Origin of the sequence: Massilia forsythiae (assembly GCF_012849555.1) — a bacterium.
GTDB classification, from domain to species: Bacteria; Pseudomonadota; Gammaproteobacteria; order Burkholderiales; family Burkholderiaceae_D; genus Telluria; species Telluria forsythiae.
This window is the reverse complement of sequence record NZ_CP051685.1, coordinates 2,490,769-2,503,160: the sequence shown is the minus strand read 5'-3', so window position 1 is coordinate 2,503,160 and position 12,392 is coordinate 2,490,769. Positions and strand designations below refer to the sequence as shown.

Annotated in this window: 10 protein-coding genes and 1 pseudogene; 4 read left to right on the top strand and 7 right to left on the bottom strand. The window is 68.1% G+C overall.

The window, feature by feature from the left end:
• The first annotated feature begins 62 nt into the window (after nt 1-62).
• Nucleotides 63-1,307 carry a pyridoxamine 5'-phosphate oxidase gene (pdxH, locus tag HH212_RS10825; protein ID WP_229217732.1) on the top strand — a complete coding sequence of 415 codons (1,245 nt, stop codon included), beginning with the start codon at nt 63-65 and terminating at the stop codon, nt 1,305-1,307.
• 47 nt (nt 1,308-1,354) lie between these two features.
• Complete coding sequence (locus HH212_RS10820) at nt 1,355-2,575, top strand: class I SAM-dependent methyltransferase (RefSeq protein WP_170202482.1); 1,221 nt, start codon at nt 1,355-1,357, stop codon at nt 2,573-2,575.
• 90 nt (nt 2,576-2,665) lie between these two features.
• On the opposite strand, the gene msrA is transcribed toward HH212_RS10820, so the two are convergent.
• Complete coding sequence (gene msrA, locus HH212_RS10815; RefSeq protein ID WP_170202481.1) at nt 2,666-3,202, bottom strand: peptide-methionine (S)-S-oxide reductase MsrA; 537 nt, start codon at nt 3,200-3,202, stop codon at nt 2,666-2,668.
• A 140-nt stretch (nt 3,203-3,342) separates the two neighbouring features.
• Between msrA and HH212_RS10810 the strand changes: the two genes are divergently transcribed.
• Entirely contained in the window at nt 3,343-3,843 is a 501-nt protein-coding gene (locus HH212_RS10810; protein WP_170205380.1) for a flavin reductase family protein, read from the top strand.
• A 255-nt stretch (nt 3,844-4,098) separates the two neighbouring features.
• Nucleotides 4,099-5,291, top strand: a pseudogene (locus HH212_RS10805) (acyl-CoA dehydrogenase).
• A 221-nt stretch (nt 5,292-5,512) separates the two neighbouring features.
• Here HH212_RS10805 and HH212_RS10800 read toward each other — a convergent pair.
• The 6 genes from HH212_RS10800 to purE form a co-directional block, all read right to left on the bottom strand.
• Nucleotides 5,513-6,190: an OmpW/AlkL family protein gene (locus HH212_RS10800; protein WP_170202479.1), complete on the bottom strand. Its 678-nt coding sequence runs from the start codon at nt 6,188-6,190 to the stop codon at nt 5,513-5,515.
• A gap of 60 nt (nt 6,191-6,250) precedes the next feature.
• Nucleotides 6,251-7,615, bottom strand: a complete 1,365-nt coding sequence (locus tag HH212_RS10795) for an SGNH/GDSL hydrolase family protein (RefSeq protein WP_170202478.1) — start codon at nt 7,613-7,615, stop codon at nt 6,251-6,253.
• A gap of 198 nt (nt 7,616-7,813) precedes the next feature.
• Complete coding sequence (locus HH212_RS10790; RefSeq protein WP_170202477.1) at nt 7,814-9,325, bottom strand: alpha/beta hydrolase family protein; 1,512 nt, start codon at nt 9,323-9,325, stop codon at nt 7,814-7,816.
• Between the two features lie 268 nt (nt 9,326-9,593).
• Nucleotides 9,594-10,649, bottom strand: a complete 1,056-nt coding sequence (locus HH212_RS10785) for an L-threonylcarbamoyladenylate synthase (RefSeq protein WP_170202476.1) — start codon at nt 10,647-10,649, stop codon at nt 9,594-9,596.
• A 5-nt stretch (nt 10,650-10,654) separates the two neighbouring features.
• On the bottom strand, nt 10,655-11,875 hold the full coding sequence (locus HH212_RS10780) for a 5-(carboxyamino)imidazole ribonucleotide synthase (protein WP_170202475.1): 1,221 nt from the start codon (nt 11,873-11,875) through the stop codon (nt 10,655-10,657).
• Nucleotides 11,872-12,390 (bottom strand): 5-(carboxyamino)imidazole ribonucleotide mutase, encoded by a 519-nt coding sequence (gene purE, locus HH212_RS10775; protein WP_229217664.1) that lies wholly within the window; start codon nt 12,388-12,390, stop codon nt 11,872-11,874. Before purE ends, HH212_RS10780 begins: the two co-directional genes overlap by 4 nt.
• Nucleotides 12,391-12,392: the final 2 nt, after the last annotated feature.

Genomic DNA, 12,392 nt, shown 5'->3' with positions numbered 1-12,392 from the left:
ACGACAGCAACACTCACCATGACCCCCTCCCTTCCCGATACCGCCCCGATTTCGACCAGCCGATCGCGGTCCTGAAACATTGCCATGGACGCATCCGCAAGCAGCTGGCCACCCTGGAAAAGCTGCTGGCCCACCTGCCCGGCCACGGCGCCGACGAGCAGGCGCGCCAGGCCGCCGGCGCGGTGCTGAAGTACTTCGACAAGGCGGCGCACCTGCACCACGACGACGAGGAACAGGACTTGATCCCGATGCTGCACGCCACCGCGCAAGGCGAGGATGCGGCCACGCTGGCGGCGCTGGCGCCGTCGATCCTGCAGGACCACAAGGACATGGACGCGATGTGGCAAGACCTGCACGAGCAGCTGCGCGCCATTGCCGACGGCAGCGGCGCCTGGCTCGCGGCCAACACCGTGCAGCGCTTCGTCGCCAGTTACCAGAGCCACATGGAGCGCGAGGAAGGCACGATGGCGCCGATGGCGCTGCGCCTGTTCAGCGCGCAGCAGATGGCGCAGCTGGGCCAGGCCATGCGCCGGCGGCGCGGGATCGGTGCGGAGGGTGGCGCGGCCTGCGCCGGCGCGCCGCCAGCGGACGGCGTGGAATCGGCTGGCGCAGCATCGGCTGCCGCAGCACCGGCTACCGCAGCCACGGTCGTGGGCGGCAGCGCCATCGGCGAGCAGGTGGCCGGCCTGCGCAAGGACTACGGCCAGGCCGTGCTGGACGAGAACGACGTGGCCGACGACCCGATCGACCAGTTCACGCGCTGGTTCGAGCAGGCGCTCAAGGCGCAAGTCAACGAGCCGAACGCGATGAGCGTGGCCACCGTGGACGGCGACGGCCGCCCGACCTCGCGCATCGTGTTAATCAAACAGTTCGACGCGCGCGGCTTCGCCTGGTACACCAACTACGACAGCCAGAAGGGACGGCAACTGGCGCACAACCCGTTCGCGGCGCTGCTGTTCTTCTGGACTGAACTTGAACGGCAGGTGCGGATCGAAGGAAGAGTGGAACGCACCAGTGCGGCGGAAAGCGACAAGTATTTCAACAGCCGCCCGCTGAAGAGCCGCCTGTCGGCGATCGCGTCGGCACAGAGCGCCCCCATCGCCAGCCGCGCCGCCCTCGAAGACAACTACGAGGCGGTGGCGCGCCAGGCCGGCGACGAACCGGCGCGGCCGGATCATTGGGGCGGCTTCCGCCTGGTGCCGGAACGCATCGAATTCTGGCAGGGACGGCGCTCGCGCTTCCACGACCGCATCGTGTACACGCGCCGGGCGGACGGCGGCTGGACGCGCGAGCGCCTGCAGCCTTGACGTGAGCGCCCGGCCGCCCGGCCGGCCACGCCGGACGGGAGGAACACGTGTTCGACCAGCTCAAGCTGTCCGCCTGGACCAGCGCCATCCGCGGCAAGGTCAACCTGCCCTTGCGCGTGGAGCTGTGGAACGGCCACCGTTTCGATTTTTCCGCGCAAGCGCCGCGTGTGACGATCCGGGTGCCGAACCCGGGCGGCTTGCGTTACCTGCTGTCGCCTTCGCTCGGCGGCCTGGGCGAAGCCTACGTCGAAGGCGCGCTCGAGATCGAGGGCCGCGCGGCCGACATGATCCGCATCGGCAGCGCGCTGGCCGGCACCAGCGGCAAGCCGCCGCGCGCCGGTTCTCCCGGCCGGCGCCTGCTCGATGCGCTGCTCGCTTCGCCGCACACGCGCGCCGGCGACGCCCAGGCGATCCGCTATCACTACGACGTCTCGAATGCGTTCTACGGCCATTTCCTGGACCCGGCCATGGTGTATTCCTGCGCCTATTTCGAGAATGGCGACGAAGATCTGGCCACCGCGCAGTGCAAGAAGATCGACCACATCCTGACCAAGATCGACCTGCGGCCGGGGCAGACGCTGCTCGACATCGGCTGCGGCTGGGGCGCGCTGGTGCTGCGCGCCGCCGAGCGCTTCGGCGCGTGCTGCACCGGCGTGACGCTGTCCAGGAACCAGTACGACCTGGCCTGCGAACGCATCGCACGCGCCGGCCTGCAGGGCAGCGTCGAGGTGCGCCTGCAGGATTACCGCGACGTCGACGGGCGCTTCGACCGCATCACCAGCGTCGGCATGTTCGAGCACGTCGGCGTGCAGCACCTGACCGATTATTTCGCGCGCATCGAGCGGCTGCTGGCGGCCGACGGCGTCGTCATGAACCACGGCATCACCACCACCGACGTCGCCCAGCGCGCCAGTCCACACGGCAGCGGCAGGTTCATCGGCAAGTACGTGTTCCCGCACGGCGAACTGGCGCACCTGTCGACCGTGGTGCGCAGCATGCAGGAAGGCGGCCTCGAAGTGCGCGACGTGGAAAACCTGCGCCGCCACTACGCACGCACCTGCGCCCTGTGGACCGAGAACTTCGAGAACAACGCCGCGCGCATCCGCGAGCTGGCCGATCCGAAGACCTTCCGCATCTGGCACGTCTACCTGGCCGGGTGCGCGCACGCGTTCACGCAGGACTGGATCGGCCTGTACCAGATCGTGTGCGGCAAGGCGGGGCAGGATCCGGGGCAGATACCTTGGTCGCGCCGCGGCATGTATCGCTGATGGCTGACCACGCGTTCAAACCCTGCCGGCACCATGCATACGCGGGTTGAACGCGTGGGCGGCGAAGCCGCCTCGCCGGCCACGCCCACCCTACCGGATATGGTCGGCGAACATGGCGCGCACCTTGTCCACCTTGGGCGCGACCACGAGGGCGCAATATCCCTGGAACGGGTGCCGGGCAACGTAATTCTGGTGATGATCCTCGGCCTTGTGCCAGGTTGCGGCCGGCAACAGCTGGGTGACGAGCGGCGCGTCCCACACCGACGCCATCCCGGCCATCACCTGCTTCGCCATCGCTTCCTGCTGCGGCGAGGTGGTGAAGATCACCGAGCGGTACTGGGTGCCGACGTCCTTGCCCTGGCGGTCCGGCGTGGTCGGGTCGTGGATGGTAAAAAAGATTTCCAGGAGGTCGCGGTAGGCGATCACGCCGGGATCGAAGACCAGGCGCACCACTTCCGCGTGTCCGGTCGTGCCTGAGCATACTTGTTCGTAGGTCGGGTCGGGGGACGTGCCGCCCATGTAGCCCGACTCGACCCGGGTCACCCCGCGCACCTCCAGGTAGACCGCCTCCAGGCACCAGAAGCAGCCGCCGCCCAGGATCGCCACTTCGTTCGCTTGCTGACTCATCGCTTTCCCCGGCAGATCGTGTCATCGACGATGCACTTTACCGCAAAGCCCATGCCTGCGCATGGCGCGCATGGATGGGCATGATTGCCGGCGGCGGCGCGGGCGCGGAGCACGATTCCATTGGTGGCATAATGACGCAGATGAATACCAGCTCTCCTCGCGCAGCCGAACGCGGCTTCGATTCCGCCCATTTCCGCCAAGCGCTTTCCCAGTTCGCCACCGGGGTCACCGTGATCACCACGCGCCTGGCCGACGGCACCTTCCGCGGCCTGACCGCGAGTTCATTCAATTCGGTCTCGCTGGAGCCGCCGCTGGTGCTGTGGAGCCTGGCCAGCGCGGCCAACAGCCTGCCCATCTTCAGCGGCAATTCGCATTACGTGATCAACGTGCTGTCGGCCGGCCAGGAAGAACTGGCGCGCCGCTTCTCGCGCCGCGGCGTCGACCCGTTCGACGAAGCCGACTACGAACTGTCGCGCACCGGCCAGCCGATCCTGAAGGGCGTCAGCGCCTGGTTCGAATGCCACAACCGCAGCCGCTACCCCGAAGGCGACCACGTCATCTTCGTCGGCGAAGTCGAGGACTGCGCCGTTTCTCCCCAATCCGCCCTGCTCTTCCACGGCGGCCAGTTCGGCCGTACCTAGGGTCAGAGCCCGGTTCTAGGGGTCAGAACCCGGTTATAGGGTCAGAGCCCGGTTTTCCCGGGTGGGCTCTGACCCCGGTGTTCAGCCACGAGCGCGACCAACACCCCGAAAATGAAAATGCCTGTCGCACTTTGAAAAGCCTTCTCGGGAACCTGTTTCTATAATGGCCAAGCCCACGGCCATCCGCCCGCCCGGCGCGCGCAATGGCCACCCGCCGGCGCCCATTCCAACGAGAACTTCTGAGACAGGACACCCATGACCCGTTCCGACACGCCCCGCAAAGCCCATTTCCACTGGGATGACCCGCTGCTGCTGAACGAACAGCTGAACGACGAAGAGCGCATGGTGCGCGATGCCGCCGCCGCCTACTGTCAGGACAAATTGCAGCCGCGCATCCTGGAAGCGTTCCGCCACGAACGGATGGACACGTCGATCTTCCGCGAAATGGGCGAACTCGGATTGCTCGGCCCGACCATCCCGGAACAGTACGGCGGCCCCGGCCTGGACTACGTCAGCTACGGCCTGATCGCGCGCGAAGTGGAACGCGTCGATTCCTGCTACCGCTCGATGATGAGCGTGCAGTCCTCGCTGGTGATGGTGCCGATCTTCGAGTTCGGCAACGAGGACACCAGGCAGAAATACCTGCCCAAACTCGCCACCGGCGAATGGATCGGCTGCTTCGGCCTGACCGAGCCGAACCACGGCTCCGACCCGGCCTCGATGGTCACGCGCGCGCGCAAGGTCGACGGCGGCTATTCGCTGAGCGGCGCCAAGACGTGGATCACCAATTCGCCGGTGGCGGACGTGTTCGTGGTATGGGCCAAGGACGACGAAGGCGCGATCCGCGGCTTCGTGCTCGAAAAGGGCTGGAAGGGTCTATCCGCGCCGGCGATCCACGGCAAGTTCGGCCTGCGCGCCTCGCTCACCGGCGAGATCGTGATGGACGAGGTGTTCTGCCCGGAAGAAAATGCCTTCCCCGAAGTGCGCGGCCTGAAGGGCCCGTTCACCTGCCTGAACTCGGCGCGCTACGGCATCGCCTGGGGTGCGCTCGGCGCCGCAGAAAGCTGCTGGCACACCGCGCGCCAGTATGTGCTGGACCGCAAGCAGTTCGGTAAACCCTTGGCCGCCAACCAGCTGGTGCAAAAGAAACTGGCCGACATGCAGACCGAGATCACGCTGGGCCTGCAAGGCTGCCTGCGCCTGGGCCGCATGAAGGACGAGGGCACGGCCGCGGTCGAGATCACCTCGATCATGAAGCGCAATTCCTGCGGCAAGGCGCTGGACATCGCCCGCATGGCACGCGACATGCTGGGCGGGAACGGGATTTCGGACGAGTTCGGGATCATCCGCCACATGGTGAACCTGGAAGTGGTGAATACCTACGAAGGCACGCATGACATCCATGCGCTGATCCTGGGCGGGCGCAGACGGGGATTGCGGCGTTTTGAGCCGAGTAACGCAAACGTTTGTTTATCAAGGCAGCCTAAACGTCGTCCCCGCGAAGGGTAAAGAATGCCACTGGCATTCTTCACCCCATGCTGAGTTTCCAAAAATTCGTACTCGAAAAATACCCCAGTATTTCCAAAGTGACGAATTCTGATGCTCGCTATGGGTCCCCGCCTGCGCGGGGACGACGGTCAGCCTGGCGGCGTCGGCCGCCCAAGCGATGTTAGAACTTGTAACCCACCGACAGCATCACCGAATTCGGATCCAGCTTCATGTGCTGCATCTGGCCGGTCGAGAAATGCACGTCGGTGCGCAGGCGGGTCTTGATGAAGGCGGCGTTGGCGATCCATTTCTCGTTGACGTTCCAGGTCGCGCCGATCTGGCCGGACACGGTGAACTTGTTGTCGATGCTGAAGGTGGTGGCCGAACCGCCCGGGTTGGTCAGCGCCGTCATGCGGAACGAACCGGTTTCCTTCTGGAAGTACGCATAGGTGGCGCCCAGGCCGACGAACGGACGCACGACCGCGTTCGGCTCGAAGAAGCGGTATTGCACGAACAGGGTCGGCGGCAGCGCCTCGACCGTGCCCAGCTGGCCGCCTTCGGCGATCGCGCCGGCGCCGTAGATCTTGTGTTTATAGGGCGTGCCGATCGCGGCTTCGGCCGAGATGTTGTCGGTGATGCCGTAGTTGAAGATCACGACCGGCTGGGTGTCCTTGCCCACGTCGCCGAAGGAATTCGGCAGCGCCGGCGCCGAGATCGGACCGCTCTCGACCTTCGGGGTGATCTGGTTGACGCCCACCGACACGGCCCACTGCCCCTTGGTCTGGGCCGAGGCGCCGGCCGCCACCGCCAGCGCGCCCGCCGCGACCAGCGCTTTCACGACGTTGATACGAACATTCATGTTATCTCCTGATTTTTTGGACGGCCCATCCCGGCTCGGGGACGGGCCTGGTCGTGACGGTTACAGCCAGCCCTTGCCGCTCATCTGCAGCAGCACGTAGCGCGCGATCAGCGAGTTCTCGAACGGGGTCGGGTGGATCTCGTCGGCGAACATGTAGTGGCTGACGTCGCCGGCGATCACGTTGGACTTGGTGCAGACCAGCGAGCTGGTGCCGAGCTGGTTCGGGCCGCAGGCCGGGGTGGTGGTGTTGGTCAGGCCGTACGGGGCCGGGTTGGTCACCTGGTCGTGGCTGATGGCGTACAGGTCGACGTACAGCGCCTTGGTCTCGCCGGCGATGCCGTTCTTCAGCTGGGTGTTGAAGGCGTCGACGGCGGCGGCGATCAGCTTCTGGGTATCGGCCGACTGCGCCTTGCCCGACGGGGTGCCGGCGACGTCCGGCAGCGCGTTCACCACCACGTAGTTGGCGCCCTTGGCGATGATCTGGTTCTTGACCAGGGCCGCCAGTTCGGCGCCGGCAGTGCCGAGCGCGGTGACGATGGCGGCGCCGTTGGCGGCGGCGTAGTTGGCGCCCGCGGTGGTGCCGGCGGCGGTGGCGGCGGCTTGCGCCTTGGCGACGATCGGACCGTACACGGCCGGTTGCGCGGCGGCGGTGTAGCCGGCCTGGACGGCGGCGCCGACGGCGGCCTGCACGATGGTGGTGTCGGTATGGCCGGTGCGCGCGGCTTCGGTCTGGATCGCCAGGCCGATCGATTGCGCGGCGGTGGCCGGGTTGGTCGCGCCGGCGGCCAGCTGGGTGGCCAGCGAGGTGGCGAAGGCGGTGGCGCCGGCGGCCGTGCCGGCGGCGGTGGCCGCCGTCTGCAGGGCGCCCAGCTGGAACAACACGTCGTTGCCGCCGGCCAGCACGGTCACCACTTCGGTGCCGCTGAACTTGCCGCCGCTCTTGGCCAGGTGGTTGGCGATCTGGGTCACGACCGGCACCGTGGTCAGGCCGAGGGTCGGGTTCACCGCTGCGTTGTTGGGGCCGATCGGCGCGGTCACGCGCGAGCCGCCCTGGGCATAGTTGTAGCAGTTGGTGTTGAAGGTGACCGGGACCGAGAAGCCTGCGGCGGCACTGCCGTTCAGGCCGGTCTGGGCGGCGCACGGCGCCGGCAGGCCGAGCTGGGCCGCCACGTATTCGGTCCAGTTCTTGCCGGTGAATTCCGGATTGACCGTGGTGTTGTCGCCGTTGATGGTGAACTTGCCGCCGCCGAGGGCCTTGACGGTGCCGACGGCATAGGTGCCGACGTCGGACAGGCTGTCGCCGAACGTGACCTGGGCGCTGAACTTGGTTGCCGGGGTCTGGTCGCCGCCGCGCGGGCCGTTGCCGCCGCAGGCCGCGAGCACCGCGGCAGTCAACAGCGCGAGCGCAAATGAGGTCTTACGCATTGTGTCTCCTAAGTAGATTTGTTATTCGAAACGAACGCCCGTGCTATTCGCTTTTCGATAACTATGCCAGTGTTTAATTCGCTTGTATAGCGAAAAGGATTTTGTCCCACGCCTGCAATACAACAGCTTCGACATCGTGAACGGCCGGTTTCGACAGCGCTGGGATTATAGCAACGGCACTCAAGTCGTTGCCACCGATTAACGCGACAATACCGACTGAAAATAGTCGCGTGTTGCAGCCATGCAGAAAGGCGCCACCAGGCCGGCGTGGTAACTCGCCTCCACCGCGGCGCTGCCGGACGCCAGCCGCAGCACCGCCTTGGCCGCCACGAAGCCGGCCTTGGCTGTGCGGTACGGATCGTTCAGGCCGGGCGTGTCGTCGATATCGAGCTCGGTCACGTTGGCGCCGCGCGCGCGGAAATAGGCGCCGGCCGTGCTGGTATTGAAATACGGTACGGTGGGGTCGTCGTGGCCGCCGCACAGCAGCGTCGGCGCGCCCGGCGCATAGCTGCGCAGGTCGTTGCGGATCAGCCACTTGCGCAGGTTGTGCGCGGGCGCGCATGACAGCGGCGCCGCCGCGCTTTGCTCGCACGGGTGCGCCGCCACGTCGGCCAGGTAGCCGGCGCGGTAAGCGCTGCGGATCAGGTTGCCGGCGCCGAAGTACTGGGTATAGCCGGTGCTCTGCGGCAAGGAATCGGCCGCGAACAGGGCCGTGGCCGGCAGCTTGCCCTGGCCGACCAGGTCGCCGCTGCCGAGGGTGCCCGGCACCAGGTCGGCGATGGTGGCGAAATACGGCGCCTCGTAGACGTCGGCCGGCGTGTTATACAGCGCGGCGCTGGCGTGCTGGCCGGCGTTGATGATCAAGGGAACGATGACGGTGGCGCCGTTGCGTGGCGCGCCGCCGAACAGCTCGTCGCCGAAGCGGCTCAAGGCGTACGGGCCGGACATGCCGCCCACCGCGCTCGGCGTGAATTCGGCGGTGCCGAGGTCCTGCATCGCGCGCTGGGTCGCCAGCGCCACGTAGCCTCCCTGCGAATAGCCGGACAGCACCAGCTTGCCGGAGTCGCGCGCGCCGATCGCCGTGAACGAACTGCGCGCCGCGCGCAGCGCATCGATCATGTCGGCCGACTGCTGCACGCGGTCGAGATAGGCGTGGTAGCCCAGGCTAGAACCGCCGTAGCCGGCGTAGTTGGGCGCCACCACGATGAAGCCCTGCGCCGCGAACACGGCCGCGGCCAGGCGCGCCTCGGTATTGTTGGCGATGTCGGCCATGTCGTAGGATTTCTGTAACGAGGTGCCGTGCGCGTACAGCAGCACCGGACGCGAATTGGCGCAAGAATTGCCGCTGCCCGAAGGCACGAACACGGCGGCGCTGGCGTCGGTCGCCTCGCCCGCCCCGCCGACGGTGTTGTAGTGCACGCGGTACACCGACACCGCGCACTGCGGCTGGCCGGCCACCGCCAGCGTGCCCTGCTGGGCCGATTCCAGGAAGCCGGCCAGCACCGACGGCGACAGCGTGGTCAAGGCGTTGCCGCCGACATTGACGGCGACCGATGCGGCCTGGCCGACCAGGCTGCCGCGCGTGACGCCGGGCAAGGGCGCGGGATTGGCGACCCCGGCCGGGGTGCCGCCGGTGGTGGTGCCGCCGCCGCAGGCGGCAAGCAAAAAGCCCAGGCCGAGGCCGGCAGCCAGGGTGGAAAACGGACGCATGGTGTTCCTTCGATGACGATTCAGGGTGGATTGCGTGGATGGCACATGGAGGCCGGAGCTGGCCGGGCTGCATGGGACCGGCGCCGGGCGCCGGAGACGAGCGCCGGCGCGGCCTGCGCCGCCGGCACGTAGAGACGCCGTTCGACGCCGGCGCATCGCGCTAACCGGGAGGAATACGTTTTGATCGAGCGCAAAGCGCGGCCATGTTGCGGCGGCATTTCCGCAAAGCATGCACCGCGCCGGGGATTTTGAAAAGTCCCCGAGGAAATTACGATGCGAGTGTGTTGTTTATCAGACGCGCAATCACGCCGCTCGAGCCGTGCGCGGCGCGGCGCAGGCGGTCGTTGACGCCCAGCCAGGCATCGTCCTGCGGCGGCGCCTCGACCAGGATCAGGTCGGCGCCGGCGCCGTCCATCGCGCGCAGCGCCGCATACAGCGCGTGCGCATAGCCTTCGGGCGTGGCCGGCAACTGCAGGTGGGCGCGCACGCCCGCGGGCGAGGCGGCATGATGGATCAGCGCCAGCTTGCGTCCCGCAGCGGTCAACTGTGCCAACACGGTTGCCAGTTCGTCCTTATCCAGCATTGCCACCGGCGTGCGCGGCGCATAGTGCGATTCGAGCGTGCCGGACGCGCGCGGCGCGGCCGCATCCGGGCGCGCCGGCATGCGGCCGATGACGGCGGCGATCGCCTCGGCACCGATGTGGCCGGGACGCAGCAGCACCGGACCGATCGTGGCCAGGCGCGACAGGTCGACGATGGTCGATTCGATGCCGACCTGGCTCTGGCCGCCGTCCAGCACCGCCGCCAGCGCAGAACCCGCGCCGGGAGGGCCGAACTCGTCGATGACGTGGCGCGCCGTGGTCGGGCTGACGTGGCCGAACTTGTTGGCCGACGGCGCCGCCACCCCGCCCTGCCCGCCCTTGAACGCCTGCAGCAGGCGCAGCGCGACCGGGTGCGACGGGCAGCGGATGCCGACCGTGTCCTGCCCGCCGGAGACGGCGTCCGGAATGCCGGGCGCGCGTTTCAGGATCATGGTGAGCGGTCCCGGCCAGAAGGCCGCCGCCAGGCGCCGCGCTTCGTCGGGTATGTCGCAGGCCCAGTGGTCGAGCGCGGCGCCGGGCGCCACGTGCACGATCACCGGGTGGTCCTGCGGCCGGCCCTTGGCGGCGTAGATGGCGGCCACCGCGGCCGGGTTCTCGGCGTCGGCGCCGAGGCCGTACACGGTCTCGGTCGGGAATGCCACCAGTCGGCCCGCCGCGAGTGCGGCGGCGGCGTCGATGTCGGCGGCGGAGGGCTCCTGCCCCTGCTGTCGGTTGGTTTCCATCTTCTTCAAGGGGCGATGTCCAGGATGGCGCAGGCGGCATCCAGTTGTTGCCGGGCCTGCTCCAGCGTCGGCGCGACGAAGGTGACGTGGCCCATCTTGCGGCCGCGGCGCGGATCGTCCTTGCCGTACAGGTGCAGGTGGGCGCCGGGCAGCGCCAGCACGCGCTCCCAGGCCGGTTCGCGCGCCGTATCGCTGCCTTCCGCGAACCAGACGTCGCCCAGGATGTTCAGCATCACCGCCGGCGAATGCTGGCGCACGTCGCCCAGCGGCAGGCGCGCCATCGCCCGCACCTGCTGCGCGAACTGGCTGGTGACGCAGGCATCGATCGTGTAGTGGCCGCTGTTGTGCGGGCGCGGCGCCATTTCGTTGACCACCAGGGAACCGTCGTCCAGCACGAAGAATTCGATGCACAGCACGCCCACGTAGCCGAGCTCGGCCACGATCGCACGGGCCGCATCCTGCGCCTGTTTCGCGCACGCATCCGACACGTTCGGACCCGGCACGGTGGTGGTGAACAGGATGCCGTCGCGGTGCACGTTTTCGGCGATCGGATACACCACGGACATGCCGTCGGCGCCGCGCGCGGTCAGCACGGATACCTCGTAGGCCAGCGGCAGCATCTTTTCCAGCAAGCAGGTGACCTGGCCCATGGACTCGAACGCGGCGCGCACCTCGTCGCGCGAGCGCACCCGCACCTGCCCCTTGCCGTCGTAGCCCATGCGCACGGTTTTGAGGATACCGGGCAGCAGCTCGTCGGCGATGGCGTCGATGTCCTGCTGCGCGGCGATCACCTTGTGCGGCGCCGGCAACACGCCGGATTTGTCGGCGCAGGCAACGAAGAAACGCTTTTCGGCGATGCGGTCCTGGGCCACCGATACGCCGTGCGCGCCGGGCGCCACGAACACGCGCTCGGCCAGGCGCGCCAGGCTGTCGGCCGGCACGTTCTCGAATTCGGTGGTGACGGCGGCGCAGCGCGCGGCCAGCGCATCCAGGCCGGCGCCATCGTCGTAGCCGGCGTCGATCTGCCGCTGGGCCACCTGCCCGGCCGGCGAATCGCTGCCCGGCTCCAGCACGGCAACCTGGTAGCCCATGCTCTGCGCGGCCTGGGCGAACATGCGGCCGAGCTGGCCGCCGCCCATCACGCCGAGCCAGGCCGGCGGGTTGGCGGTCGGCAGCACTGGTGAGGAATGCTGCGCGGACTGCGGCGTGGAATGCTGGTCGTTCATGGCGCGGGCGGCAGGGTCATGGCCTTGGCGGCGGCGGTCTGCTGGGCACGGAACGCTTGCAGGCGCTCGGCCAGCACGTCGTCGCCGGCGGCCAGGATGGCGACCGCGGTCAGCGCGGCGTTGGCGGCCCCGGCCTCGCCGATGGCGAAGGTCGACACCGGCACGCCCTTCGGCATCTGCACGATCGACAGCAGCGAATCCTCGCCGCGCAGGTATTTCGACGGCACCGGCACGCCCAGCACCGGCACGATGGTCTTGGCGGCCACCATGCCCGGCAGGTGGGCGGCGCCGCCGGCGCCGGCGATGATCGCGCGCAAGCCGCGCGCGCGCGCGCCTTCCGCATACGCGAACATCTCGTCCGGCATGCGGTGCGCCGAGATCACCAGCGCCTCGTGCGGCACGCCGAACTGTTGAAGGATCGCCACCGCGTTCTGCATCACGTCCCAGTCCGAGCTGGAACCCATGATCACGCCGACCAGCGGCTTGTCCGTACCGTTCTGCATCGTCTCTACCATCG

Excerpts from the sequence above, each read along its gene's own strand:
- msrA (WP_170202481.1), bottom strand. The coding sequence starts at position 3,202 with ATGAGTCAGCAAGCGAACGAAGTGGCGATCCTGGGCGGCGGCTGCTTC.
- HH212_RS10810 (WP_170205380.1), top strand. The coding sequence starts at position 3,343 with ATGAATACCAGCTCTCCTCGCGCAGCCGAACGCGGCTTCGATTCCGCC.
- HH212_RS10800 (WP_170202479.1), bottom strand. The coding sequence starts at position 6,190 with ATGAATGTTCGTATCAACGTCGTGAAAGCGCTGGTCGCGGCGGGCGCG.
- HH212_RS10795 (WP_170202478.1), bottom strand. The coding sequence starts at position 7,615 with ATGCGTAAGACCTCATTTGCGCTCGCGCTGTTGACTGCCGCGGTGCTC.
- HH212_RS10790 (WP_170202477.1), bottom strand. The coding sequence starts at position 9,325 with ATGCGTCCGTTTTCCACCCTGGCTGCCGGCCTCGGCCTGGGCTTTTTG.
- HH212_RS10785 (WP_170202476.1), bottom strand. The coding sequence starts at position 10,649 with ATGGAAACCAACCGACAGCAGGGGCAGGAGCCCTCCGCCGCCGACATC.
- HH212_RS10780 (WP_170202475.1), bottom strand. The coding sequence starts at position 11,875 with ATGAACGACCAGCATTCCACGCCGCAGTCCGCGCAGCATTCCTCACCA.
- purE (WP_229217664.1), bottom strand. The coding sequence starts at position 12,390 with ATGGTAGAGACGATGCAGAACGGTACGGACAAGCCGCTGGTCGGCGTG.